General features: G+C 62.4%; 20 protein-coding genes and 1 pseudogene. 12 read left to right on the forward strand and 9 right to left on the reverse strand.

Going from position 1 to position 24034, the window contains the following annotated elements:
* Nucleotides 1–196: 196 nt before the first annotated feature.
* Both L1O02_RS19190 and L1O02_RS19195 read right to left on the reverse strand, forming a co-directional pair.
* Nucleotides 197–499 (reverse strand): annotated as a pseudogene (locus tag L1O02_RS19190) (PAAR domain-containing protein); the annotation flags it as partial.
* A 228-nt stretch (nt 500–727) separates the two neighbouring features.
* Nucleotides 728–1006 carry a hypothetical protein gene (locus tag L1O02_RS19195; protein WP_235758502.1) on the reverse strand — a complete coding sequence of 93 codons (279 nt, stop codon included), beginning with the start codon at nt 1004–1006 and terminating at the stop codon, nt 728–730.
* A 439-nt stretch (nt 1007–1445) separates the two neighbouring features.
* On the opposite strand from L1O02_RS19195, the gene L1O02_RS19200 reads away from it, so the two are divergent.
* Nucleotides 1446–3488 (forward strand): hypothetical protein, encoded by a 2043-nt coding sequence (locus tag L1O02_RS19200; protein WP_235758503.1) that lies wholly within the window; start codon nt 1446–1448, stop codon nt 3486–3488.
* 339 nt (nt 3489–3827) lie between these two features.
* On the opposite strand, the gene L1O02_RS31170 is transcribed toward L1O02_RS19200, so the two are convergent.
* The 5 genes from L1O02_RS31170 to L1O02_RS19220 form a co-directional block, all read right to left on the reverse strand.
* On the reverse strand, nt 3828–3989 hold the full coding sequence (locus tag L1O02_RS31170; protein ID WP_348636706.1) for a PoNe immunity protein domain-containing protein: 162 nt from the start codon (nt 3987–3989) through the stop codon (nt 3828–3830).
* A 339-nt stretch (nt 3990–4328) separates the two neighbouring features.
* A complete protein-coding gene (locus L1O02_RS19205) occupies nt 4329–4877 on the reverse strand; it encodes a cupin domain-containing protein (protein WP_060838667.1) in 549 nt (182 codons plus the stop codon).
* Nucleotides 4878–5125: 248 nt separating this feature from the next.
* A complete protein-coding gene (locus L1O02_RS19210) occupies nt 5126–6406 on the reverse strand; it encodes an FAD-binding oxidoreductase (RefSeq protein WP_060843181.1) in 1281 nt (426 codons plus the stop codon).
* Nucleotides 6407–6461: 55 nt separating this feature from the next.
* Complete coding sequence (locus L1O02_RS19215; RefSeq protein ID WP_060838665.1) at nt 6462–7952, reverse strand: aldehyde dehydrogenase; 1491 nt, start codon at nt 7950–7952, stop codon at nt 6462–6464.
* 33 nt (nt 7953–7985) lie between these two features.
* Nucleotides 7986–9362 carry a glutamine synthetase family protein gene (locus L1O02_RS19220; RefSeq protein ID WP_060838664.1) on the reverse strand — a complete coding sequence of 459 codons (1377 nt, stop codon included), beginning with the start codon at nt 9360–9362 and terminating at the stop codon, nt 7986–7988.
* 266 nt (nt 9363–9628) lie between these two features.
* On the opposite strand from L1O02_RS19220, the gene L1O02_RS19225 reads away from it, so the two are divergent.
* The 8 genes from L1O02_RS19225 to L1O02_RS19260 all read left to right on the forward strand — a co-directional run bounded on the left by L1O02_RS19225 (nt 9629) and on the right by L1O02_RS19260 (nt 17526).
* Complete coding sequence (locus tag L1O02_RS19225) at nt 9629–10384, forward strand: gamma-glutamyl-gamma-aminobutyrate hydrolase family protein (RefSeq protein WP_108542857.1); 756 nt, start codon at nt 9629–9631, stop codon at nt 10382–10384.
* Between the two features lie 250 nt (nt 10385–10634).
* Nucleotides 10635–11777, forward strand: a complete 1143-nt coding sequence (gene potA / locus L1O02_RS19230; RefSeq protein WP_060838662.1) for a polyamine ABC transporter ATP-binding protein — start codon at nt 10635–10637, stop codon at nt 11775–11777.
* Nucleotides 11778–11821: 44 nt separating this feature from the next.
* Complete coding sequence (locus L1O02_RS19235; protein ID WP_164990763.1) at nt 11822–12703, forward strand: ABC transporter permease subunit; 882 nt, start codon at nt 11822–11824, stop codon at nt 12701–12703.
* Nucleotides 12700–13596, forward strand: coding sequence for an ABC transporter permease subunit (locus L1O02_RS19240; protein WP_060838660.1), 897 nt, complete (start codon nt 12700–12702; stop codon nt 13594–13596). The genes L1O02_RS19235 and L1O02_RS19240 overlap by 4 nt, the downstream gene beginning before the upstream one ends.
* A 143-nt stretch (nt 13597–13739) precedes the next feature.
* Nucleotides 13740–14846, forward strand: coding sequence for a polyamine ABC transporter substrate-binding protein (locus L1O02_RS19245; protein ID WP_308811068.1), 1107 nt, complete (start codon nt 13740–13742; stop codon nt 14844–14846).
* A gap of 350 nt (nt 14847–15196) precedes the next feature.
* Nucleotides 15197–15721, forward strand: a complete 525-nt coding sequence (locus L1O02_RS19250) for a DUF2867 domain-containing protein (RefSeq protein WP_060838658.1) — start codon at nt 15197–15199, stop codon at nt 15719–15721.
* 25 nt (nt 15722–15746) lie between these two features.
* Nucleotides 15747–16916 (forward strand): N-methyl-L-tryptophan oxidase, encoded by a 1170-nt coding sequence (solA, locus tag L1O02_RS19255; protein WP_235758505.1) that lies wholly within the window; start codon nt 15747–15749, stop codon nt 16914–16916.
* 169 nt (nt 16917–17085) lie between these two features.
* Nucleotides 17086–17526 carry a CBS domain-containing protein gene (locus L1O02_RS19260; RefSeq protein ID WP_060838656.1) on the forward strand — a complete coding sequence of 147 codons (441 nt, stop codon included), beginning with the start codon at nt 17086–17088 and terminating at the stop codon, nt 17524–17526.
* Nucleotides 17527–18130: 604 nt separating this feature from the next.
* On the opposite strand, the gene L1O02_RS19265 is transcribed toward L1O02_RS19260, so the two are convergent.
* Nucleotides 18131–19474, reverse strand: a complete 1344-nt coding sequence (locus tag L1O02_RS19265; RefSeq protein WP_108542853.1) for an ATP-binding protein — start codon at nt 19472–19474, stop codon at nt 18131–18133.
* Entirely contained in the window at nt 19471–20130 is a 660-nt protein-coding gene (locus tag L1O02_RS19270) for a response regulator transcription factor (RefSeq protein WP_060838654.1), read from the reverse strand. Before L1O02_RS19270 ends, L1O02_RS19265 begins: the two co-directional genes overlap by 4 nt.
* A 234-nt stretch (nt 20131–20364) precedes the next feature.
* Between L1O02_RS19270 and L1O02_RS19275 the strand changes: the two genes are divergently transcribed.
* Genes L1O02_RS19275 through L1O02_RS19285 form a run of 3 tightly spaced genes read left to right on the forward strand, consistent with a single transcriptional unit; the run spans nt 20365 to nt 24015 of the window.
* Entirely contained in the window at nt 20365–20835 is a 471-nt protein-coding gene (locus L1O02_RS19275) for a DUF2271 domain-containing protein (protein ID WP_235758507.1), read from the forward strand.
* Nucleotides 20836–20861: 26 nt separating this feature from the next.
* Nucleotides 20862–23051 carry a PepSY domain-containing protein gene (locus L1O02_RS19280; protein ID WP_235758509.1) on the forward strand — a complete coding sequence of 730 codons (2190 nt, stop codon included), beginning with the start codon at nt 20862–20864 and terminating at the stop codon, nt 23049–23051.
* Nucleotides 23041–24015: an FAD:protein FMN transferase gene (locus L1O02_RS19285; protein ID WP_235758511.1), complete on the forward strand. Its 975-nt coding sequence runs from the start codon at nt 23041–23043 to the stop codon at nt 24013–24015. The genes L1O02_RS19280 and L1O02_RS19285 overlap by 11 nt, the downstream gene beginning before the upstream one ends.
* Nucleotides 24016–24034: the final 19 nt, after the last annotated feature.

A 24034-nucleotide genomic window follows, 5' to 3' on the forward strand; every position in this document is an offset into this window, starting at 1 on the left:
AGGCCCGTTATAGCCCAGGATCAAGGCTGCGCCTCTTGCGGATTTCCCCGATGTGGCACCTGCATGCAACGGGTACGACGGATATACCCCTACGCCGCGCTACAGAGCCGTTGCTTGCACTTTCGCCTCATCCTCGGCACGAAGCCCCGGCAGCCCCAGCACACCGTGCATGCCCGCCGCTGGCGCCAGGCGTGGCGAAGTTGAAGATGGCGGCGCCCTCTGCGGGCGTAAAGAGCGAGCCGCCAAAGGTATCGCCAGAGGCGCTGACGATGCTGCCGCCATGGCTGGTGAGGCTGCCCACATGGGCCAGGGGCCGGCCATTGAGCAGAACAGAAGGGAATCCTGTGGTAATCACCGCGCTGCAGCCACAGACATCACCAACCCGGGCCGCGCCCATGCCGTTGATGATGACGTTGCTGGAATCGGTCACCATGGGCGTGGTGCCGTGCCCCGGCAGCGGACAGACATGGCTGTCGCCCAGACGAGAGAAAGAGATCATCTGGCATCTCCTGCGCTTTGGGTGAAAGGGCCTCTCGCCGGGAGACAGGAGACGCTAACGCAGGAGTTTGGGCAGGGCCCTAAGGTCATGCCTAAAAGTCAGTAAGCGGGCTGACGCCGACGGCAAAAGCAGGACAGCGATACAGAGTCGATCTCTTGAAAGTGCTCCGCTCAAGCAAAAAGGCGACGCAATACGTCGCCTTTTCTGTTTCTCAAGAATCAACCGGGGTTACGCCGGATCAGCCTGCCTCAAGGTTCTATCACCCAAGGTACGCAACAGATCAAAGCCATCACTGAGCAACAGGCCGATGGCAAAGCGGATCTGTGAGAGGTCCTGCGGACCAGAAGCACAGTCAAGGATTTCCAGCAGGTTGCGGGCTGCGCCGATGCGTTGCTGAGCGCAGGTATACAGATCGGACAAAGAGGCGTTGGCGTCCAGGTAGAGGACGGGATGGTCGGTGTCGTTGTGGGTGAGAGGGATGGGATTGCAGACGTGTGAACGAGTCATTGAGTCGTACCTTCCTTAGTTTGATTGACCGCCACTTTTCGCCGCGAAACGAAAAAGGGTGGCAGCTGTGCGCGGGTTCGCGGACCGGAAACTAAGAAACCGGCACACCCGAAGGTGTCCCACACACAGCCGCCATAGCACGATGCCAGGCAGCAAAAAGCGCCTACATAGTGATGGGCGCTTTGTGCGCTTAGTTTTTCCAGACCGCGACGTCCGGTCGCCGATTGGCGGCGACGGGGTGAACTATAGAGGAATTGACTTAAATATTTCAAGCAACTAAATTCAAAAAATCAATTCTCATAATTTCAAGAATAAACCCTAAGCAATTGTTAACAGAACTAAAAACCCACAACAAACACATACAATTACGACAAAAATCAAGCACTAAAAACCACTTATCAAAACACATAGTTATTAAACTGCCAACCAAGGAAGAAAAATGTCAACAAATGCAGGCGGATCGGCCACAAACTCTGGAATTGACTATCAGCAAAGGGTAGCGGCCCTCGCAATGGTTCACTCATTGACAGGCATAGGCTTTCTTGAAGACTTTGGATTAAATGAAGAAGCCAAGATTGAGGAAATCCACTTCGAAAGTAAGACTGCAATTGATGACATCGTACTTATCACAAGCAATGGAAAAATATTTATTCAGGCCAAAAGATCAATTAGTTTGAGCCATCGTTTCAATTCTGAGTTCTCCAGTGTTTTAGGTCAATTTTGCGAACAACATATCAAGGAACGGATCCCAAACCAAAAATATGTTCTAGCCGTTTCTCCATCCAGCTCATCAAAAATAGTAAGAGATTTACGAAAGCTCTCTGAAAGCGCTCGCCTCAATGGATTGCAATCACTATCAAACCCGCTATCAAAATCAGAACAAGATGTACTGAAAGCAACAAAAGATCTATCTACGAAACACTTTCTAAAGCTTGGAGTCAATCTTTCAGACCAAGAATTCATCAATTATTTTTCCAACATCCACATTGCCGTTCTAGACCTTGAAAAAGGCGGAACATTAGAGCGCGCAGTGATAACTCTACTTGCAGCCGAAGCTTCCATCCCTCCTTCAACCTTATGGGACACATTGATATCCTTAGGATTAACACTCAGTAAAAACAGACAATCGATAAGCAAAGATCGGCTAAAAAACAAGCTAGACCGCTTTATCGAATCAACCAAAACAACTCCCCTCCCTGAGAACAGCAATTTTTTTGAGGTAATACCTGAAGGAAACTACTTCTCCGGAAGAGAGTTCATACTAGTCGATTCATTCATCAATGGATATGACTACTTACTAATTGAATCCATAAGATTCAATGACGACGGCTCAAAAAATATTAGATTCAAAAAAAATAAAGTACTTTTCAACAATGGTACAAGCCATACAGTTATAGCCAGAGCCTCAACCTCTATAGGAATAGAGCGATATATATTAAATAACAAAGAAATTTTTCAAAACAAAACTATCGGCAGCACCTGTAAAGAAATAGACATAAACATAGAAAATATGCCATTCCCACTAGCACACAGTAAGCTCTGCCAAAAAATCCTTTCTGAGATCGGAAGTGATTTATTTTGTGTCCATTGCGGGGAGCCAATATCGAATGACATGACACCTACGGTGGAGATTGACGAGGAAGGCGTCAAACATCAGGTCGGCTATTCCCATGAGTATTGCCTTCGACCAACGGACAGAATAATCGGACAACTAAGCTCGGAATTATTTAAAACCAACCCTAAACTAAAAAACTTCGACTACTCTGGTTGGTATCGATCATTAGTATCTGGCCAGGGGCTCTTATCTGGACTCCAAAATGGAATTCCCGGCATTTACCCAATTGCCTGGAATCCAGACCACAACCCATACTCAAAAGGGAAATGGTGCATAAAATTCAACCTAGAAGATGGAAGCACTCGCTATGCACATCAACGAGGCCAAGTACAAAAAATGAGCGAACAAAGCGCTATAGATTGGGCTGAAAAATTCAACACCATGTTTTCTGAAAAAAAGGAAAACGACCCCATATGCTACTCATCCAATGGCGACTCTTTCAGCACATACTCTCAACTAGTAAAAATCTTATCTAGTGATGAATACTGCGTACCATGCGTAAATGCAGAACCTGAAAAACTAGACCGCTCAATAGAAAACGCATATTCAAACATAAAGCAATTCCACGCACCTTTATTCTTATTCCTCGATCAAGATTCAGGCCTACCAATAATTCATGGGAATTTCGCTTTTCTATTAAGCGACCCATTAAAAATTAATAACTATATAGACAATTGGAAAAGAGCCGGCATCGAACTCCCTGACTATTCAATCTCTATAATACATACAGACCATGAGTTCGACAAAACCATCGAAGAATACAAATCAGATGGACTAGAAGTTTTAATAGATCCAATATTGAAACCCAATGGAGAACTTGCAAAAGGATTAGTTATTAAAAATATCAACGAAGTCACTCCAAGCTAACACCTCAAATAGCCCATACTGTAGCTGTATGGGCTAACTACCCTGCTCAGCAAGAACAATCTGAAACTCATACACTGATAAAATCAATAACACCTTATACAGACCTATCACTCAAACAAACTAGCCTTTGAAACAAAATAATCATTACACCCTACCTCTACACTACCCAATACCAGACGGTCTCCCTCTCAAACCCAGGCATCTCTTCCCCCTCTTCAAAGCAGCTCCGCGACTCCGGCTCCGCCGGCGTAAACCAATAGCTGGCCTTGCTACACGACTGCCCTGCCGCAACAGGCGCCACCTGTTGCGGATGGCTTGGCCGCAAATGTCTTGCTTAGGTCACCAGGTCTTGGGGTAAACCCTGTGCTCTACCTCGCTGTCGTCGAGGCCGTATAAAAAGACAATGGCAGCCGCCTCGAACGCCCAGTATCCGCAGTAGCTATCCTCGTCCCCTTGCAGGTGCTGTCGTGCCAGGGTGCCTGCTCGAATGCGGGATACCAGTTGTCACAGTACCGCTATAGGAGTTCGCTGGCCTCGGCCGGGTCGTCCGCGTGGATGGCCTGTATCAGCGGCGTGTAGAGCTCGTGGTACCAGTCATCACATCGGTGCGGTCGGGAACAGTTTGCTCAGCAGGTCATCGTAGAGGGTGTCGCCCCCTGCGTAGCCCGCCGGGTCGATCAGGAATACTTGTCTTCCGTCCTTGATCACCGGCTTTCTTGCTTTGACGCTGTAACGGTATTCGCCTGGCTACTTGGGCAGGGCACAAAAAACAAAGCCTGCACACAAGGCGCAGGCTGGATAGGGTTGCAGCAGGTCGTACTGGATCAATCACCCAACCACTTAGAAGTTCGCCGGGGTATTGGCGCTGATGATCTCCGCCTCATCCTGCCCAATATTCCTAAAGCTATGAGGCAAGGTGGTCGGAAAGTAATACCCATCCCCCGGATTCAACACACTCACCTGCCCATCCACCGTCAACTCCACAGTTCCACGAACAACCAGCCCGCACTCTTCGCCTTCGCTGTGCACGATGGCCTCTTCGCCGGAGCTGGCGCCGGGGGCGTATTGCTCGCGCAGAAAGCGCATCTGCCGGTTGGCCACCGGGGCGCCGATCATCAGCAGGCGCAGGCCGTCGCGGCCCAGGTCCGGCTGTTCGTTGGCGCGGAACACGTATTGGTGCTCGCGGGGCGGTTGGTCGAAGGTGAAGAAGTCGGCCAGGGACATGGGGATGCCTTCCAGCAGCTTTTTCAGGGAGCTGACGGAGGGGCTGACGCGGTTCTGTTCGATCAGGGAGATGGTGGCATTGGTGACGCCACTGCGACGTGCCAGCTCGCGCTGGGAGAGTTTGTAGCTTTCGCGAACGAGTTTGAGTCGGGTGCCCGTGTCCATAACAGCCTTATGCGAGAAGTACTTAAGGGTATTTTTGCGGCGGTTGGGTCGCGAATGTCGCGATTTGGCTGCCCTGGAGCCTGAAAAGGCGGCTATTTAAACATGTTTGACAGGCAAGCTGTAAAGACTGGCGATGAGGGGTGCCGCGGGGGAAATGTGGGCGCTGTCGGGGGCGTCGGGAGGTCCTGCGGACCTCGTCGCAGCTTGCGGCAGCGGCTACAGAGTGGGGCTGTAGCCGCTACGTGCATTTAGATGCCGAAGCGGTCGCGCAGGGCGTAGTACGCGGCGCCCATGGCGGTCAGCGGGGCCTGGAAGGTGCGCCCGCCGATCATCGGCATGTGTGGCAGGGAGGCGAAGGCGTTGAAGCGTTCGGCGTCGCCGCGGATCATTTCGGCAATCAGCTTGCCGGCCAGGTGCGAACAGGTGACGCCGTGGCCGCTGTAGCCCTGCATGTAGTAGGCGTTCTTTTCGATCCGGCCAAATTGCGGCATGCGCGACATGGTCAGCAGGAAGTTGCCGGTCCAGCGGTAGTCGATCTTCACGTCCTTGAGCTGGGGGAAGGTCTTGAGGATCTTCGGCCGGATCAACTGGTCGATGTCGTCCGGTTCCCGGGCGCCATAGACCACGCCACCGCCGTACAGCAGGCGGTTGTCGCCGGTGAGGCGGAAGTAGTCCAAGAGGTAGTTGCAGTCTTCCACGCAGTAGTTGTTGGCGATCAGGCTGCGGGCCAGTTGCTCCGGCAGTGGCTCGGTGACCACGATCTGCGAGCCGCAGGGCATGCTCTTGCGGGTCACTCGTGGATCGAGGTCTTGCTGCAGGTAGGCGTTGCCGGCGATCAGCAGGTACTTGGCGCGCACCACGCCCTTGGCGGTGCGCACCACGTTGGGTTCGCCGTAGGTGATTTCCACCGCCGCCGACTGTTCGAAGATCTTGCCGCCCAGGCCGATGATGGCGCTGGCTTCGCCCAGGGCCAGGTTCAGCGGGTGGATGTGGCCGCCCTGCATGTCCAGCAGGCCGCCGATGTAGTTCCTGGTGCCGACTTCGCGGTCGATCTGCGCCTTGTCGAGCAGCTTCAGGTTGTGGTTGCCCAGGCGTTCCCAGTTGCGTTTCTGTTCAGCCAGGCCCTTGAGCTGCTTGTTGTTCAGGGCGGCGAAGATGCCGCCGGGGCGGTAGTCGCACTGGATGTCGTAATGCTGGATGCGCTGGCGAATGATGTCGGCGCCTTCGAAGATCATGCTGCCGAGCACTTCGGCGCTTTTTTCGCCGTAGCGTTCTTCGATCACGTCCACGTCGCGGCTGTAGGAGTTGACCAGTTGCCCGCCGTTGCGCCCGCTGGCGCCGAAGCCGACCTTGGCCGCTTCGAGCACGGTGACGCTGTAGCCCGCTTCCGCCAGGAACAAGGCCGAGGACAGGCCGGTGTAGCCGGCGCCGATCACGCAGACGTCGCACTCCACCAACTCTTCCAGTTGCGGGTAGTCGGTGGTCTGGTTGCGGGTCGCCGCGTAGTAGCTGTTCACGTAGGTTTGCATGAGAAATTCCCCAGCGGGTACGGGCCCAGGCCCGCCGCCGCCGTTGTTATAAGAGTTAGAGCTTGATCCAGGTCGCTTTGAGCTCGGTGTATTTGTCGAAGGCGTGCAACGACTTGTCGCGGCCGTTGCCGGACTGCTTGAAGCCGCCGAACGGCGCGGTCATGTCGCCGCCGTCGTACTGGTTGACCCACACGCTGCCGGCCCGCAGGCCACGGGCAAAGCGGTGGGCGCGGCTGAGGTCGGCGGTCCAGACCCCGGCCGCCAGGCCGAAGATGCTGTCGTTGGCGATCTGCAACGCTTCTTCTTCGGTATCGAAGCTGATCACCGACAGCACCGGGCCGAAGATCTCTTCCCGGGCGATGGTCATGGCGTTGGTCACGCCGTCGAAGATCGTCGGCTCGACATACAGGCCGCCGCTGCTTTCCAGGGCGCGGACGCCGCCGGCCAGCAGTTGCCCGCCCTGCTCCTTGCCGATGTCGATATAGCGCAGCACGTTGTCCAGCTGGCGCTGGTCCACCACCGCGCCAACCCGGGTTTGCGGGTCGAGGGCATGGCCCGGTTTCCAGCCCTTGAGGGCCTCCACCAGCAGCGGGATGAACTGCTCGCGGATCGAGCGCTGCACCAGCAGGCGCGAGCCGGCGGTGCAGACTTCGCCCTGGTTGAAGGCGATGGCCGCGGCCGCCGCTTCAGCCGCGGCGCGCAGGTCCGGGGCGTCGGCGAACACCACGTTGGGGCTCTTGCCACCAGCCTCCAGCCACACCCGCTTCATGTTGCTTTCGCCGGAATACACCAGCAGTTGCTTGCCCACGGCGGTGGAGCCGGTGAAGGCCAGCACGTCCACGTCCATGTGCAGGGCCAGGGCCTTGCCGACGGTGTGACCGTAACCCGGCAGGACGTTGAACACCCCCTTGGGGATGCCGGCGTCCAGGGCCAGCTGGGCGATGCGGATCGCGGTCAGCGGCGACTTTTCCGACGGTTTGAGGATGAACGAGTTGCCCATCGCCAGGGCCGGGGCGAACTTCCAGCTGGCCATGATCAGCGGGAAGTTCCACGGCACGATGGCCGCCACCACGCCTGCCGGCTCCCGGGTCACCAGGCCCAGCTGGTCGTGGGGCGTGGCCGCCACTTCGTCGTAGAGTTTGTCGATGGCTTCGGCGTTCCAGCGAATGGCGTTGGCCGTGGCCGGAATGTCGATGGCCATGGAGTCGCCAATCGGCTTGCCCATGTCCAGGGTTTCCAGGAGCGCCAGTTCTTCCTGGTGCGCCAGGATCAGCTCGGCGAAGCGAATCAGGATGCGCTTGCGCTCGGCCGGGGCCTTGCCCGACCAGACGCCACTGTTGAACGCCTGGCGCGCCACCGCCACCGCACGATCGGCATCGGCCTGATCGGTGCTGGCGACGTTGGCCAGGAAGCGCCCGTCCACCGGGCTCAGGCATTCAAAGGTCGCGCCACTGGCGGCGGCGCAGTACTGGCCGTCGATAAAGGCACGGCCTTCGAGGCTGAGGGACTGGAAGTGCTGCTCCCAGTCGCTGCGGGATTTAGTCATGGCAAATACTCAAGGCAGGACGTGACACGGCCATCAGACCGTGTGCAGGTACCAGTTGTATTCCAAGTCGGAGATGGAGTTTTCGAACTCCGCCAACTCGCTTTCCTTACAGGCGACAAAGACGTCGATGTACATCGGGTCGATGTACTTGGCCATCACTTCGCTGTCGTCCAGTACGCGCAGGGCGTCCCGCAGGTTGGTCGGCAGGCTCGGCTCGCTCTGTTCGTAGGCGTTGCCTTCCATCGCCGGGCCGGGCTCGATCTTGTTGGTCAGGCCGTGATGGATGCCTGACAGCACCGAGGCCATCAGCAGGTAGGGGTTGGCGTCGGCACCGGCGACCCGGTGTTCGATGCGCACCGAGTCCGCCGAACCGGTCGGCACGCGCACAGCCACGGTGCGGTTGTCGACGCCCCAGGTCGGCGAGTTGGGCACGTAGAACTGCGCGCCGAAACGCCGGTAGGAGTTGACGTTGGGGCACAGGAAGGCCATCTGCTCGGGCAGGGTTTGCAACACGCCGCCGATGGCGTGACGCAGGGCTTCGTTGGTTTCCGGGTCTTCGCTGGCGAAGATGTTGTTGCCCTGCTTGTCGAGGATCGAAATGTGCACGTGCAGGCCGTTGCCCGCCTGGCCCGGGTAGGGCTTGGCCATGAAGGTGGTGTCCATTTCATGGTCGTAGGCGATGTTCTTCACCAGGCGCTTGAGCAGCACCGCGTAGTCGCAGGCTTTGATCGGGTCGCTGACGTGGTGCAGGTTGACCTCGAACTGCGCCGGGGCGCTTTCCTTGACGATGGCGTCGGCCGGGATGCCCTGCTCTTTCGCGCCCTCGAGGATGTCCTGCAGGCAGTCGACGTATTCGTCCAGATCGTCGATCAGGTAGACCTGGGTCGACTGCGGACGCTTGCCGGAAATCGGCGAGCGCGGCGACTGCGGACGGCCGTTCACGTTGTCCTGGTCGATCAGGTAGAACTCCAGCTCGAAGGCGGCGCAGATGGTCAGGCCCAGCGCGTCGAACTTGCTCACCACCTGGCGCAGCACTTCGCGCGGGTCGGCGAAGAATGGCTGGCCCTCGATCTCGTGCATGGTCATCAGCAGTTGCGCGGTGGGGCGCTTCTGCCAGGGTTCGACGCTCAGGGTGCCGGGGATCGGGTAGCAGATGCGGTCGGCGTCGCCGATGTCCAGGCCCAGGCCGGTGCTTTCCACCGTGGAGCCGTTGATATCCAGGGCAAACAGCGAGGCTGGCAGGTTGATGCCCTTCTCGTAGACCTTGTGCAGCGCGGTGCGCTCGATGCGCTTGCCGCGCACCACACCGTTCATGTCTGCAATCAGCAGATCGACGTAGAGAACCTCGGGGTGTTTTTTCAGGAAGGCGTTGGCTTCATTGAGCTGAATGGCACGCGGGGGGACCGACATGATGCACCTATTGTGTTAATTATTATGTTCACTGCTGTGACACGCCAGCAGTCAACCCGAAAGAAAAACCGGAGTCAATAGCCAACAGCGGCGGCTTTTCGTCAATTATTTTGCTCCACTGGAGACAAATAACCGGCGCAATCCGCGCCGCCTGCGGGTTTCGGACGAGTAACGTTTAGAATTTTTTACATGGAAGTTGTTAATTAAAATCAACGAGGATAAGCTCTGGAAAAACTCGTTCCAGCGTGAATTTCGAGGTGATAAAAATGGCATTCAAGCCATTGATCGGCGTTACTGCGTGCGTCAAAGAGATCGGCCTGCACCCCTACCACGTCAGCGGCGACAAGTACTTGCGTGCTGTCAGCGTCGCGGCCGAGGGCCTGCCCCTGATCATTCCTTCCCTGGCGGATCTGATCGATATCGACGATCTGCTGCACAACATGGACGGGCTGCTGTTCACCGGCTCGCCGTCCAATGTCGAACCCTTCCATTACCAGGGCACGCCCAGCGAGCCGGGCACCGCCCATGACCCGCAGCGCGATGCCACCACCCTGCCCCTGCTACGCGCGGCGATTGCCGCCGGCGTGCCGGTGCTCGGCATCTGCCGCGGCTTCCAGGAAATGAACGTGGCCTTCGGTGGCAGCCTGCACCAGAAGGTGCATGAACTGCCGGGCTACATGGACCACCGCGAAGCTGACGACCCGCGCATCGAAGTGCAGTACGCCCCGGCGCACCCGGTGGCGATCCAGCCCGGCGGCGTGTTCGAGGCCATGGGCCTGGCCGGCGAGATCCAGGTCAACTCGATCCACAGCCAGGGCGTCGACCGCCTGGCCCCCGGCCTGCGGGTCGAGGCCGTGGCCCCGGATGGCCTGATCGAGGCGCTGTCGGTGGAACACAGCGCAGCCTTTGCCTTCGGCGTGCAGTGGCACCCGGAATGGCAGGTGCTGTCGAACCCGGCCTACCTGCGGATCTTCCAGGCCTTTGGCGACGCCTGCCGGCAACGGGCCGCGCAACGCCGCTAACCGGCAAACCCCGGCCGCTGCGGCGGCCTTCCAGGCATTCAACGAGATTCACCACGCCCTGCCCCGCGGCGAGCGCGCCTGTGCGCGCCCGACGTCCGGCGTGAGCAACAAACGGCAAGACCACAACAACAAATAGCGTCAGGCCGCCAGGAAGGCAGCGCCGAATCAGCCCGCACCCCTTGCGGGCTGGCAATCAACCTTTAGGCCCGGCCGAATTGGCCAGGCTGCTGACACCTGTTGGGAGTTTCACATGGCAAACGCCTCCAGCACTTACCGCAAGGCCCTCGAAGGCACCCCGAGCCCGCAGAAGGTCCTGGTCAAGATCGACCGGGTGACCAAGAAGTTCGATGAAACCGTGGCCGTGGACGATGTGTCCCTGGAGATCCACCAGGGCGAGATCTTTGCCCTGCTGGGCGGTTCCGGCTCCGGCAAATCCACCCTGCTGCGCATGCTCGCCGGCTTCGAACGCCCCACCGAAGGCCGCATCCTGCTGGATGGCGTGGACATCACCGACATGCCGCCCTATGAGCGGCCGATCAACATGATGTTCCAGTCCTACGCCCTGTTCCCGCACATGACCGTTGCCCAGAACATCGCCTTCGGCCTCAAGCAGGACCGCCTGCCGCCCGCCGAGATCGAGGCCCGGGTCGAGGAAATGCTCAAGCTGGTGCACATGACCCAGTACGCCCGGCGCAAGCCGCACCAGCTGTCCGGTGGCCAGCGCCAGCGGGTGGCCCTGGCCCGCTCCCTGGCCAAGCGCCCCAAGCTGCTCTTGCTGGACGAACCCATGGGCGCCCTGGACAAGAAGCTGCGCTCGCAGATGCAACTGGAACTGGTGGAAATCATCGAACGCGTGGGCGTGACCTGCGTGATGGTGACCCACGACCAGGAAGAGGCCATGACCATGGCCCAGCGCATCGCCATCATGCACCTGGGCTGGATCGCCCAGACCGGCAGCCCGGTGGACATCTACGAGGCGCCGGTGAGCCGCCTGGTGTGCGAATTCATCGGCAACGTCAACGCCTTCGACGGCACCGTCACCGAAGACCTGGAAGGCTACGCCATCATCGACTGCCCGGACCTTGAGCAGCAGATCTATGTCGGCCACGGGGTCAGTACCTCGGTACAGGACAAGTCGGTGACCTACGCAATTCGCCCGGAAAAGATGCTGGTCACCACCCTCAAGCCCGACGCCCGCTACAACTGGTCCAAAGGCAAGGTGCACGACATCGCCTACCTGGGCGGCCACTCGGTGTTCTACGTCGAGCTGCCCGGCGGCAAGATCGTCCAGTCGTTCATGGCCAACGCCGAGCGCCGTGGCGCGCGGCCGACCTGGGACGACCAGGTCTACGTCTGGTGGGAAGACGACAGCGGCGTGGTGCTGCGGGCATGAGGACTTCGAGCATGAGCACTGTCAATCAGAAACTGTTCCGCATGCTGCCCAGCGGTCGCAAGCTGGTGATCGGCGTTCCTTTCCTCTGGCTGTTCCTGTTCTTCATGCTGCCGTTCTTTTTGGTGATGAAGATCAGCTTCTCGGAAGCGGCCCTGGCGATTCCGCCCTACTCGGAGATCTACAGCTACGCCGAACAGAAATTCCAGCTGCTGCTGAACCTGGGCAACTACGCCATGCTGGCCGGCGACGAGCTGTACTTCTCGGCCTACCTGGGGTCGCTAAAGGTGGCGCTGCTGAGCACCCTGATGTGCCTGGTGGTGGGTTTCCCCATGGCCTACGCCATCTCCAAGGCCAGCAAGGAAGCGCAGAACGTCTTGCTGCTGCTGATCATGATGCCGACCTGGACCGCGATCCTGATCCGCGTCTATGCCTGGATGGGCATCCTCAGCAACAACGGCCTGCTCAACAGCTTCCTGCTGTGGACCGGGCTGATCAGCCAGCCGCTGGAAATCCTCAACACCAACACCGCCGTCTATATCGGCGTGGTCTACGCCTACCTGCCGTTCATGGTGCTGCCGCTGTACGCCAACCTGGTCAAGCATGACCAGAGCCTGCTGGAAGCCGCGTCGGACTTGGGGTCGAGCAACTTCAACAACTTCTGGAAGATCACCGTGCCCCTGGCCAAGAACGGCATCATTGCCGGTTGCATGCTGGTGTTCATTCCCGTGGTCGGCGAGTTCGTGATTCCGGAACTCCTGGGCGGCCCGGAAACCCTGATGATCGGCCGCGTGCTGTGGCAGGAATTCTTCAACAACCGTGACTGGCCGGTGGCCTCCGCCCTGGCGGTGGTGATGCTGGCGATCCTGATTATTCCGATCCTGCTGTTCAACCGCAGCCAGGCCAAAGAGATGGAGGCACGGGCATGAAACGCTTCGAATTTTCCAAACTGATGCTGGTGCTGGGCCTGCTGTTCATCTACCTGCCGATGCTGATCCTGGTGATCTACTCGTTCAACGCCTCCAAGCTGGTGACGGTGTGGGGCGGCTGGTCAATCAAGTGGTACGTCGGCCTGCTGGACAACCAGCAGTTGATGGGCTCGGTGGCCCGCTCCCTGGAGATCGCCTGCTACACCGCCGTGGCGGCGGTGGCCCTGGGCACCCTGGCGGCCTTCGTGCTGACCCGGGTCACCCGCTTCAAGGGCCGCACCCTGTTCGGCGGCCTGGTCACCGCACCGCTGGTGATGCCCGAGGTGATCACCGGCCTGTCGCTGTTGCTGCTGTTCGTGGCCATGGCGCAATTGATCGGCTGGCCCATGGAACGCGGCATCGTCACCATCTGGATCGCCCACACCACATTCTGCGCCGCCTACGTGGCCGTGGTAGTCTCCGCGCGCCTGCGGGAGCTGGACCTGTCCATCGAAGAAGCGGCCATGGACCTGGGAGCGCGACCGTTCAAGGTGTTCTTCCTGATCACCATCCCGATGATCGCGCCCTCACTGGCGGCCGGCGGCATGATGTCCTTTGCCCTGTCCCTGGATGACCTGGTGCTGGCCAGCTTCGTTTCCGGCCCGGGTTCCACCACCTTGCCGATGGAAGTGTTCTCGGCGGTGCGCCTGGGGGTCAAACCCGAGATCAACGCCGTGGCCAGCCTGATCCTGCTGGCGGTATCGCTGGTGACCTTCCTGGTCTGGTACTTCGGCCGTCGCGCCGAAGCGGCCCGCAAGCGGGCGATCCAGGAAGCCATGGACTTCACCGCCAACGAATCCTGGCAGCCACCGGCGGCGAAAAAACCTGCGGTACCCGCGCCGGCGACGGCCTGACGGCCTCTTCGCCAGCCAGCTGGCTCCTACAGGGTTTGTATGGTCCCTGTAGGAGCGAGCTTGCTCGCGAAAGCCTCCACCCCGATATCCACCTTGCACACGCAGCAATCTGCACAATAAGAAATGGAGTTGTAGTAATGAAAATGCCTGGCAGGACACTGTTCGCCAAAACCCTGCTCTCAGTGTCCTTGATGGGCGCACTGTTGACCGGCGCTCAAGCCAACGACAAAGTGCTGCGCGTCTACAACTGGTCGGACTACATCGCCCCGGACACCCTGAAAAAGTTCGAGGCCGAAACCGGCATCCATGTCACCTACGACGTCTTCGACAGCAACGAAACCCTGGAAGCCCGCCTGCTCACCGGCAAGTCCGGCTACGACATCGTGGTGCCGTCCAACAGCTTCCTGGCCAAGCAGATCAAGGCCGGGGTCTACCAGGAACTGGACAAGTCCAAGCTGCCCAACTGGAAGAACCTCAACCCGGTGCTGCTCAAGAACGCCTCCGCCAGCGACCCGGGCAACGCCCACGCCTTCCCCTACATGTGGGGCTCGATCGGCATCGGCTACAACCCGGACAAGGTCAAGGCGGCCCTGGGCACTGATGCCCCGATCAACTCCTGGGACCTGCTGTTCAAGCCGGAGAACGCCGAGAAGCTCAAGGCCTGCGGCATCAGCTTCCTCGACTCGCCCACCGAAATGCTCCCCGCCGCCCTGCACTACCTGGGCTACCCGGTGACCAGCAAGGACAAGGCGCAGATCCTCGAAGCCCAGGAACTGTTCATGAAGATCCGGCCTTCGGTGACCTACTTCCATTCCTCCAAGTACATCTCGGACCTGGCCAACGGCAACATCTGCGTGGCCGTGGGTTACTCCGGCGACGTGCTGCAAGCCCGTTCCCGCGCCGAAGAGGCCGGCAACAAGGAGAAGGTCGCCTTCAGCATTCCCAAGGAAGGCGCCGGCAGCTTCTACGACATGATGGCCATCCCCAAGGACGCCACCAACGTCGACAACGCCTACCTGTTCATGAACTTCCTGATGCGCGCAGACATCATCGCCGAGGTCACCAACAGCCTCGGCTACAGCAACGCCAACGCGGCGGCCACGCCACTGGTGGACGAAGCGATCCGCAACGACCCGGCGTCCTACCCGCCACAAGAGGTACTGGCCACCCTCTACGCGGTGCCGGACCAGCCGATTGCCATCCAGCGCGTGATGAACCGCGGCTGGACCAGGATCAAGCTGGGCAAATGATCCAAGGTGCCCGCCGCGGGCGGGCACGGCTGCCCTTTTTCCGTTCATGTCGCGCCTTACCACCGCGACACTCCTGCGAACGGCTTCACCCGGCTCCCTCGGTTGGGGTGAATCCTTGGCGCCTTCGGGCGCCTTTTTTGCGTTCTCTGTAGCCGCTGCCGCAGGCTGCGAACGGCTTGGGCGGCAGACCGATGCAGCAGACGCAGCGATCCTGAAGGCAGCAGAGGGGCCTGCGGCCCCTGTCGCTGCCACAGGCTGTTCCCCGCTCCTGGAAGTGGTATTTTTTGCCGCTTCTGGCGTGGCTGATCGGCATATAGCCCCAGCCGCCAGTTCTACAGGGAGCCGTATCGATGAAAACCGCTGTTCACCCTTGCCCACTGCCCAGTGACTCCAGCATCGCTGCCCTGGCCCCGGGGGCGAGCTTCATCGACTGTCGCCGCACCCTGGCCGAGGACCCCGAGCGCAGCGCCATGCGCCACCTGCTGTGCCTGATGAGCCAGACCCCGGCCTGGATCGACCGCATGATGGGCCTGCGCAACCGCGTGGTGCAGCTGTTCGGTCTCAAGGACCTGGGGCGCCTGACCCGCATCGACCTGGCGCGCCCTGACGAGGATTACCAGCCCGGCGACCGGGTCGGCATCTTCACCCTGATCTCCCAAAGCCCCGACGAAGTGCTGGTGGTGGACCGCGACAAGCACCTGGACGTGCACCTGTCGCTCAACCTCCAGCCCCTGACCGCCGAGGGCCTGCGCCCGGTGGTGCTGAGCACCGTGGTGCATCCGCACAACCGCCTGGGGCGCCTGTACATGCTGCCGGTGGCGCCGTTCCACCGGATCATCGCGCCCATGACCCTGGCCACGATCAACCGTCGCTGAGCCGCCACCCTTCAAGGATCTTGCCGTGCAGACACCCGAATTCGATGTTGTCGTCGTAGGCCTGGGCGCCATGGGCGCCGCCACCCTCTATCAACTGGCCAAGCGCGGGGTCAAGGTGGCGGGCATCGACCGCTTCGCCCCGCCCCATGATCAGGGCTCCAGCCACGGCGACACGCGCATCACCCGCCAGGCGGTGGGCGAAGGCGCGGCCTACGTGCCCCTGGCGATCCGTTCGCAAGAGATCTGGCGCGAGCTGGAGGCCGAACTGGACGTGGCGCTGTTCGAGCAGTGCGGGGTGCTGGTGATGACCGCCAGCACCGACCCACAGCGCCCGGCGCAGGACCGGGACTTCACCGACAACAGCATCGCGCTGGCCCGGCACTACGGCATCGAGCACCAGGTACTCGATGCCGCCGAGATCCGCCGGCGCTTTCCGCAGTTCGCCCCGTTGGCCGACAGTGCCCGGGGCTACTTCGAACCCGGCGGCGGTTTTGTCCGCCCGGAACGCTGCATCGACGCGCAACTGACCCGGGCCCGGCAACTGGGGGCGACCCTGATCACAGGCCAGACCGTGCAGGAGCTCAAGTCCGACGCCGAGGGTGTGGACGTCATCAGCGCCGGTTCGCGAATTCGCGCCCGGCAGGTGATCGTCAGCGCCGGCATGTGGTCGGCGCAGCTGCTCGGCGCGCCCTTCGACGCCCTGCTGCAGGTCTGCCGCCAGCAGCTTTACTGGTTCCGCCTCGATGAGCCGCAACACTACCCGGCCCGCTCGCCGAGCTTCATCCTCCACAGCGCCGACGACGTCGACACCTGCTATGGCTTCCCGCCGATTCCCGGCGAAGGCAGCGTGAAAATCGCCACCGAGCAATACAGCGTCAGCAGCCAGCCGGACAGCCTCGACCGCCAGCCCAGCCTCGCCGATGCCCAGCGCCTGTTCCGCGAGCTGGTAGCCCCGCATATCGCCGGGCTCGCCCCGGAGCTGGTGAAGGCCAGCGTCTGCGCCTACACCGTGACCCCGGATTCGGGCTTCATCATCGACCGTCACCCGCGCCTGGCCAACGTCACCGTGGTCAGCGCCTGCTCCGGCCATGGCTTCAAGCACTCGGCGGCGATTGGCGAAGCCTTGGCCCAGTTGCAGGTGGACGGCCGCAGCGAAATCGACCTGCAGAGTTTCTCCCTGCAACGCTTCCACTGACAGCCACGGCCCCGTTATCGGGGCCGCGATGAAAAAAAATCCCCGGGCTGACGTTTTTCGCCGTTTATCTGCCGTTTTCAGCCTTGCCGGTTGGTCGAGTCTCTACGATTCTTTAGAAACCCCTCAGGGCGGCACATCGCCGCCCCACGTAGAACCCTCGGAGCGCCCCATGAAGAGCGTCGCAGAACTGCTGAAACTCAAGGCCAAGCACAACCAGCAAGTGCACACCATCGCCCCGCACCAGATGGTCCTGGAAGCGCTGATGCTGATGGCCGAAAAAAACGTCGGTGCCCTGCCGGTGATGGAGAACGGTGCAGTGGTCGGGGTCATCAGCGAACGAGACTACGCGCGCAAGCTGGTACTGCACGGGCGCTCATCGGTGGGCACCCCGGTCAGCGCCATCATGAGCTCGCCGGTGATCACCGTGGACTCGCACCAGAACGTGGAAACCTGCATGAGCATCATGACCGACCACCACCTGCGCCACCTGCCGGTGGTGGAGAACGGTCAGTTGCTGGGGTTGCTGTCGATCGGCGACCTGGTCAAGGAAGCGATTGCCGAACAGGCCGACCTGATCCGCCAGCTGGAGCAATACATTCGCGGCGAGTAAGCCCGCAAACCTTGCACCGCCCCAAACGGCCCCTTCGCTGGCCAGCCAGCGCCTACAGACGCCCGCTCAGCGGCAGCACATTGCGTAGGAGCCGGCTTGCCGGCGAACAGCCCCCACAAGCCTTGCACCAATCCAACCCGCATCTTCGTTGGCCAGCCAGCGCCTACAGACGCCCGCTCAGCGGCAGCACATTGCGTAGGAGCCGGCTTGCCGGCGAACAGACCCCACAAGCCTTGCACCAATCCAACCCGCATCTTCGTTGGCCAGCCAACGCCTACAGACGCCCGCTCAGCGGCAGCACATTACGTAGGAGCCGGCTTGCCGGCGAACAGACCCACAAGCCTTGCACCGATCCAACCGACGCCTTCGCCGACCAGCCAGCGCCTACAGACGCCCGCTCAGCGGCAGCACACTGCGTAGGAGCCGGCTTGCCGGCGAACAGACCCGCAAGCCTTGCACCGATCCAACCGACGCCTTCGCCGGCCAGCCAACGCCTACAGACGCCCGCTCAGCGGCAGCACATTGCGTAGGAGCCGGCTTGCCGGCGAACAGACCCGCAAGCCTTGCACCGATCCAACCGGCGTCTTCGTTGGCAAGCCAGCTACTACGATTGGCTCGGCCTCTCCAGGGGAAAGTGCACGCGCACTTCGAAGCCGTCGTCGCGGCCGCTGGCCGGTGAGGCCAGGTGCAGCTGGCCGCCGACTCCGTGGACGATGCTCTGGGCAATCGCCAGGCCCAGGCCCGAGCCGCTGGTTTCGCTGTTGCCACGCACAAAGCGCTCGGTCAGGCGCTGCAGTACCTCCGCCGGCACCCGCGGCCCGCCATTGATCACCCGCAAGCAACCGTCGGCGCCGAGGCTGACGTCCACCGGTTGCGCCGGATCGCCGTATTTCAGGGCGTTCTCGATCAGGTTGCGCAGCAGGATGCCAAAGGCGTCCGGATCGATGGCCGTGCACACCCGGGCCGCCTCCGGCAACTGCAGGTTGATCCGCGCCGCCGCGCCGCGGTTCCACTCCTCCACGCCATGGGCCAGCAACGGAATCAGGTCCTCGGGGGTTTGCGAGAGCAGCCCGCCGCCTTCGGCCTTGGCCAATTGCATGAGCTTTTCCGAGAGCCTGGCCAGTTCCCGCAGGGCGTTCTCGATCTTCGCCGCCCGCACCTGCAAGGGTCCCTGCGGCGCTTCCTGGCGCAGGCGCTGGATCTGCGCCAGGGTCGCGGCCAGGGGCGTGCGCAGTTCATGGGCGCTGTTGGCGGTGAAGCTGCGTTCCGCTTCCAGGGCTTTGCGCAGGCGCTCCAGCAGATGATTGACCGCTTCGGCCAACGGGTCGATTTCCGCCGGCAGGCGCGCCACCTGGATCGGCGACAGATCGCCCACGCCGCGCGACTCCACCGCGCGCCGGTAAGCCAGCACGCTGCGCAGGCTGATGCGCACGAACAGCCAGGTGCCCAGCAGGCTGATGGGAATCAGCCCGAGCAGGGGCAGCAACAGGGCCAGCAACGCCTCCCGCGATGCCTCGCGGCGGTGGGCCAGGGGCTCGGCGATTTCGATGACGATCGAGCCGTTCTCGATGCTGGCGCTGTACAGGCGGTATTTGTCCGTGGTGCTGAAGCCGGGGCTTGGGCGGTGGCTGAAGATCTTCAGTTTGGCGTCATGGGAGCGCATGAGGATCCGCCCGTCGGCATCGCGCACCAGGTAGGTCAGGTACTCGCTGTCCATCTTCAGGGTCGCCACGTGCCGCGCCCGGCGCGGCCCGCGACGGTTGCCGATCTCCAGCGCGGCCAGGGGCAGGATGCGCTGGGCAGTGGCTTCCAGGGCGCTGTCGAAGGTTTCGTCCAGCTCGTGCTGGACCACCAGCCAGGTGCCGGCGGTGGCCCCGAGCCAGAGCAGGGTCATGCCCAGGGTCAGGCCCAGGCTCAGGCGTTTCTGCAGGCTGATGGGACGCTTCATGCGGGCATCAGCCGATAGCCCATGCCGCGCACGGTTTCAATCAGCTCGCGGCCGAGCTTCTTGCGCAGGCGGCTGACGTAGACCTCGATGGTGTTGCTCTCGATTTCCGCGCCGAAGGCATACAGCCGCTCCTCCAGCTGGGACTTGGAGAGCAAGGCGCTGGGACGCTGGACAAAGGCCTCGAACACCGCCCATTCGCGGGCGGTGAGGTCGATGATGCTGCCGTCGCGCTGCACGGTACGGGCGTTCAGGTCCACCTGCAGCTCGCCGAGGCGGATCTGCGGGTTGGGGTTGCCGCTGTAGCGCCGGGCCACCGCGGCGACCCGCGCCGACAGCTCGAACAGGTCGAAGGGCTTGACCAGGTAGTCGTCGGCGCCGGCATTGAGCCCGGCGATGCGCTCGGATATCTGGTCCTGGGCGGTGAGGATGATCACCGGGGTCACGTCGCCGGCGCCGCGACGCTGGCGCAGGAACTCCAGGCCGCGCCCGTCGGGCAGCATCAGGTCCAGCAGGATCAGGTCGTAGGGCGTGCTGGCGACGCTGGCCCGGGCCTGCTCCAGGCGCTGCACCCAATCCACGGCGTGGCCATCGTCGGCAATCTGCTCGCGCACCGCGTCCCCCAGCCCTGCCGCATCCTCGACCAATAACACCCGCATCGACGCTCTCCTGTACCTGTGTGGTGCTGCACCTTAACCGCTGAACCTGACGCGAATCTGAAGACGCCGCCGGCCTGATCAGGGTAGCCAGTGTCGCGCCCGCGGGATGCGAGGCAGATCAGCAAAAGCCCGAGTCGCCGAGAGCACCACGACCTGAAGTTTTTTCCCGGCCTTCAGGTTGCTGTCAGCTAGACGGCCCAGGCTGCGGCCACATTCAGCAAAAAGGACAGCCTCATGAACAAGCTTGTGATCGCCGGTTGCCTCACCGCGGCCCTGGCCCTGCCGACACTGGCCCAGGCCCGTGAAGTGACCCTGACCACCCAGCTCAAGCCCTACAGCGGCAACGGCGCGTACCTGGCGGTCTACCTCACCGACGCCAGCGGCACCTACCAGAAGACCCTGTGGGTGGCCGGCAAGAAGGCCAAGTACTACAAGCACCTGTCAGGGTGGGCCCGCAGTGGCGGCGCGGCGGCCGGCCAGTACGACGGCGTCACCGGCGCCAGCGTCGGCAGCGGCGAGACCCTGACGGTCAGCGCCGACCTGGCGGACAGCCTGATCGACGCCGGGTATCAGATCCGCATCGACAGCGCCGTGGAAGACCAGCGCGATGTCCGCGCCGACGTGGTCCTGCCCCTGACCCTCAAGGGCAGCGGGCAACCCGCCAGTGGCAGCACCTACCTGCAGTCCCTGCGCTACGACCTGTAGCCCCTGCGCCCCGAGGAGGCCCGACCATGTTGCGCTCGTTGCACTCAATCCCCGGACTGCTGGCCGCCCTGCTGGTGATGCTGCTGGCCATCAGCGGCGCGACCCTGGCGCTGAACCCGGCCCTGGAACGCCTGCAGGCGCCACCGGCGGCGGCTGAAGTCAGCGTCGCGCAGCTGGCCGGGCGCGTGGCCGGCCAGCTCAGTGGGATCGAGCAGATCCGCCGCACGCCCTCCGGCACGCTGATCGTCTACCACCGCGAGCATGGCCAGACCCTGGCCAGCCGCGTCGATCCGGGGACCGGCGCGGTACTGGCGCCCTACACACCCTCGGCCTTTGCCCGCTGGGTCAAGGAGCTGCACCGTTCGCTGTTGCTCGACACCCCGGGGCATGTGGTGGCGGCCCTGGGCGCCCTGGCGATGCTGTTGCTGGCGGCGTCCGGCGCGCTGCTGCTGGCCCGCCGCGCCGGTGGCTGGAGCAAGCTGCTGCGGCCGTTGCGCGGCAGTTTCAGCCAGCGCTGGCACGCCGAGGTGGGACGCCTGACGATCCTTGGCCTGCTGCTGTCGGCCCTGAGCGGGCTGTACCTGTCGGCCGGCACCTTGGGCCTGATCGCCGACGACGCCCAGAACCAGCCCGCCCTGCCGGCCGCGATCAGCGCCGGCCCGGCCTTGCCGGTGGCGAGTCTCTCGGCGTTGCACGCCGTGGACCTCAAGGATCTGCGCGAGCTGGTCTACCCCGACCCTGACAGCCCTGGGGATCTGTTCAGCCTGCACACCCGCAGCGGCCAAGGTTATGTCGATCCGGCCAGCGGTGCCCTGCTGGCCTTCCAGCCCGAGGGCGCAATGCAGCAGGTTTCCGGGTTCATCTATCAACTGCACACCGGCGAAGGCCTGTGGTGGCTGGGCCTGCTGCTGGGCGTCAGCGCCCTGGGGGTGCCGCTGATGAGCCTCACCGGCCTGTGGCTGTGGTGGCGCCGGCGTCGCGACGCGGTGGCGATCGACGACAACTGCCCGGCCGACGCCGCCGACTGCGTGATCCTGGTGGGCAGCGAAAGCAACGGCACCTGGGGCTTTGCCCGGACCCTGCAGCAGGCCCTGGTGGCGGCGGGACGCCGGGTCCACAGCGCGCCCATGAACCAGCTGCGCAACGACTACCCCAAGGCCCGCCAGTTGCTGATCCTCACCGCCACCCACGGCGACGGCGATGCCCCGGCCTCGGCCCAAGGCTTTCTCGCACGCCTGCAACAGCGGCCGCTGGCGCCCGACCTGGCGTATGCCGTGCTGGGCTTTGGCGACCGGCAGTTCCCGCGTTTCTGCGGCTTTGCCGAACAGGTGCAGAACGCCCTGGACGCCGGCGCGGCGCAGTGCCTGCTGCCCCTGGAAACCATCGATCGCCAGTCGCCCCAGGCGTTCCAGCGCTGGGGCCAAGCCCTGGGCCGGGCCTTGGGCCTGCCCCTGGACCTGCAGCATCAGGCCCACGCCCTGCCCTGCCACCAGTGGCAACTGGTGGAGTCGGTGGCCTATGGCGATCAGGTCCAGGCGCCGACGCGGATCCTGCGCTTCAAGGCCGCCGACGGCAGCGGACAGCCGTTGCCCGAGTTCCAGGCCGGCGACCTGGTGGGCATCTTGCCCCCCGGCACGGCCCAGCCACGCTTCTATTCCCTGGCCAGCAGCCGTGCCGACGGGGTGCTGGAGATCTGCGTGCGCAAGCACCCGGGGGGCCTGTGCTCGGGCTTTCTCCATGAGCTGCACGCAGGCGCGCGAATCCAAGGTTTCATCCAGCCCAATCCGCAGTTTCGTCCGCTCAAGGGCGCGCAGCCGGTGATCCTGATCGGTGCCGGCACCGGCATCGGCCCCCTGGCGGGGTTCATCCGCGGCAACCGGGCCCGGCAGCCGATGCACCTGTATTGGGGCGGGCGTCACCCGGCCTCGGATTTTCTCTACGAGCCGGAACTCAAGGGCTATCTGGCCGACCGGCGCCTGACCGCCCTGCGCGCGGCCTTCTCCCAGGTCCAGGAGCGCGGCTACGTGCAGGACCGGCTGCTGGCCGATGCCCTGGCGCTGCGCCGGCTGGTGGAAAAAGGCGCCCAGGTGCTGGTCTGCGGCAGCCGGGAGATGGCCAAGGGCGTGATGCAGGCCCTGGACGAAGTGCTGGCCCCGCTCAACCTCAGCGTACTGACCCTCAAGGCCCAAGGACGTTACCGTGAAGATGTCTACTGAATCCGCCGCACTGCAGCGCTACAGCCTCAATGGCCCGACCATGGGCAGCCGCTACAGCGCGCTGTTCTACGCCGCCCCGGGCTTCGCCACCCAGGACCTCGGCGAGCGCCTGGCCCAGGCCGTGGCCAGGGTCGAGCAGCAGATGTCGGGCTGGAACCCCCAGTCCGATCTCAACCGCCTCAACGCCGCGCCCCGGCACCGCTGGATCAGCGTGCCGCGGGAGCTGATGCAGGTCATCAGCACCGCGCTGCGGGTCAGCGAGCAATCGCGCGGCGCCTTCGAGATTGGCGTGGGGGAGCTGGTGCGCAACTGGGGCTTTGGCCCCGCGCCGCGGACCCTGGAACCTGCGGCCTTGTGTGAACTGGGCCGGCAGCGCCGCCACTGTGCCGGCAGCGCCCTGGTGCTGGAACCCAGGCGCCACCGCCTGCGCAAGCGCGGCCCACTGCGCCTGGACCTCAACGGCATTGCCAAGGGCTTTGGCGTCGACGAACTGGCCCGGGCCCTGGACGCCTCGGGCATCCGCGACTACCTGGTGGGGATCGACGGCGAAATGCGCGCCCGGGGCCGCAAGCCCGGGGGCCAGCCCTGGAGAGTGGCCGTGGAGAAACCCCTGCGCGGGGAACGCCAGGTCATGGGGGTGATGGAGCTGGAAGATGCAGCCATCGCCACCTCCGGCGACTACCGTCAGTGGGTGGACATCGCCGGACAGTCCTACGCTCATACCCTGGACCCGACGACTGGCGAACCCCTGCGCAATCGTCTGGCCTCGGTCAGCGTGGTGGCCGGCAGTTGCATGCTGGCCGATGCCTGGGCCACCGCGCTGCTGGTGCTGGGCGAAATCGAAGGGCCACGGCTGGCCCAGGAGCGCGGTATGGATGCCTTGTTTGTGATCCGCGACGCGGGGCAGTTGCGGGAAGTGTCTATTGTGGGTGGGCAGTTGCAGGCCGACATCGAGGCCCGTTGAAGCCCGGGCCCACCCGACA

Origin of the sequence: Pseudomonas sp. BC42 (assembly GCF_021560055.1) — a bacterium.
Classification (GTDB): Bacteria; Pseudomonadota; Gammaproteobacteria; order Pseudomonadales; family Pseudomonadaceae; genus Aquipseudomonas.

What these genes read in the sequence shown, in the direction of transcription:
- L1O02_RS19195 (WP_235758502.1), bottom strand. Translation starts at nt 1,006, where the DNA reads ATGACTCGTTCACACGTCTGCAATCCCATCCCTCTCACCCACAACGAC.
- L1O02_RS19200 (WP_235758503.1), top strand. Translation starts at nt 1,446, where the DNA reads ATGTCAACAAATGCAGGCGGATCGGCCACAAACTCTGGAATTGACTAT.
- L1O02_RS19205 (WP_060838667.1), bottom strand. Translation starts at nt 4,877, where the DNA reads ATGGACACGGGCACCCGACTCAAACTCGTTCGCGAAAGCTACAAACTC.
- L1O02_RS19210 (WP_060843181.1), bottom strand. Translation starts at nt 6,406, where the DNA reads ATGCAAACCTACGTGAACAGCTACTACGCGGCGACCCGCAACCAGACC.
- L1O02_RS19215 (WP_060838665.1), bottom strand. Translation starts at nt 7,952, where the DNA reads ATGACTAAATCCCGCAGCGACTGGGAGCAGCACTTCCAGTCCCTCAGC.
- L1O02_RS19220 (WP_060838664.1), bottom strand. Translation starts at nt 9,362, where the DNA reads ATGTCGGTCCCCCCGCGTGCCATTCAGCTCAATGAAGCCAACGCCTTC.
- L1O02_RS19225 (WP_108542857.1), top strand. Translation starts at nt 9,629, where the DNA reads ATGGCATTCAAGCCATTGATCGGCGTTACTGCGTGCGTCAAAGAGATC.
- potA (WP_060838662.1), top strand. Translation starts at nt 10,635, where the DNA reads ATGGCAAACGCCTCCAGCACTTACCGCAAGGCCCTCGAAGGCACCCCG.
- L1O02_RS19240 (WP_060838660.1), top strand. Translation starts at nt 12,700, where the DNA reads ATGAAACGCTTCGAATTTTCCAAACTGATGCTGGTGCTGGGCCTGCTG.
- L1O02_RS19245 (WP_308811068.1), top strand. Translation starts at nt 13,740, where the DNA reads ATGCCTGGCAGGACACTGTTCGCCAAAACCCTGCTCTCAGTGTCCTTG.
- L1O02_RS19250 (WP_060838658.1), top strand. Translation starts at nt 15,197, where the DNA reads ATGAAAACCGCTGTTCACCCTTGCCCACTGCCCAGTGACTCCAGCATC.
- L1O02_RS19260 (WP_060838656.1), top strand. Translation starts at nt 17,086, where the DNA reads ATGAAGAGCGTCGCAGAACTGCTGAAACTCAAGGCCAAGCACAACCAG.
- L1O02_RS19265 (WP_108542853.1), bottom strand. Translation starts at nt 19,474, where the DNA reads ATGAAGCGTCCCATCAGCCTGCAGAAACGCCTGAGCCTGGGCCTGACC.
- L1O02_RS19270 (WP_060838654.1), bottom strand. Translation starts at nt 20,130, where the DNA reads ATGCGGGTGTTATTGGTCGAGGATGCGGCAGGGCTGGGGGACGCGGTG.
- L1O02_RS19275 (WP_235758507.1), top strand. Translation starts at nt 20,365, where the DNA reads ATGAACAAGCTTGTGATCGCCGGTTGCCTCACCGCGGCCCTGGCCCTG.
- L1O02_RS19280 (WP_235758509.1), top strand. Translation starts at nt 20,862, where the DNA reads ATGTTGCGCTCGTTGCACTCAATCCCCGGACTGCTGGCCGCCCTGCTG.
- L1O02_RS19285 (WP_235758511.1), top strand. Translation starts at nt 23,041, where the DNA reads ATGTCTACTGAATCCGCCGCACTGCAGCGCTACAGCCTCAATGGCCCG.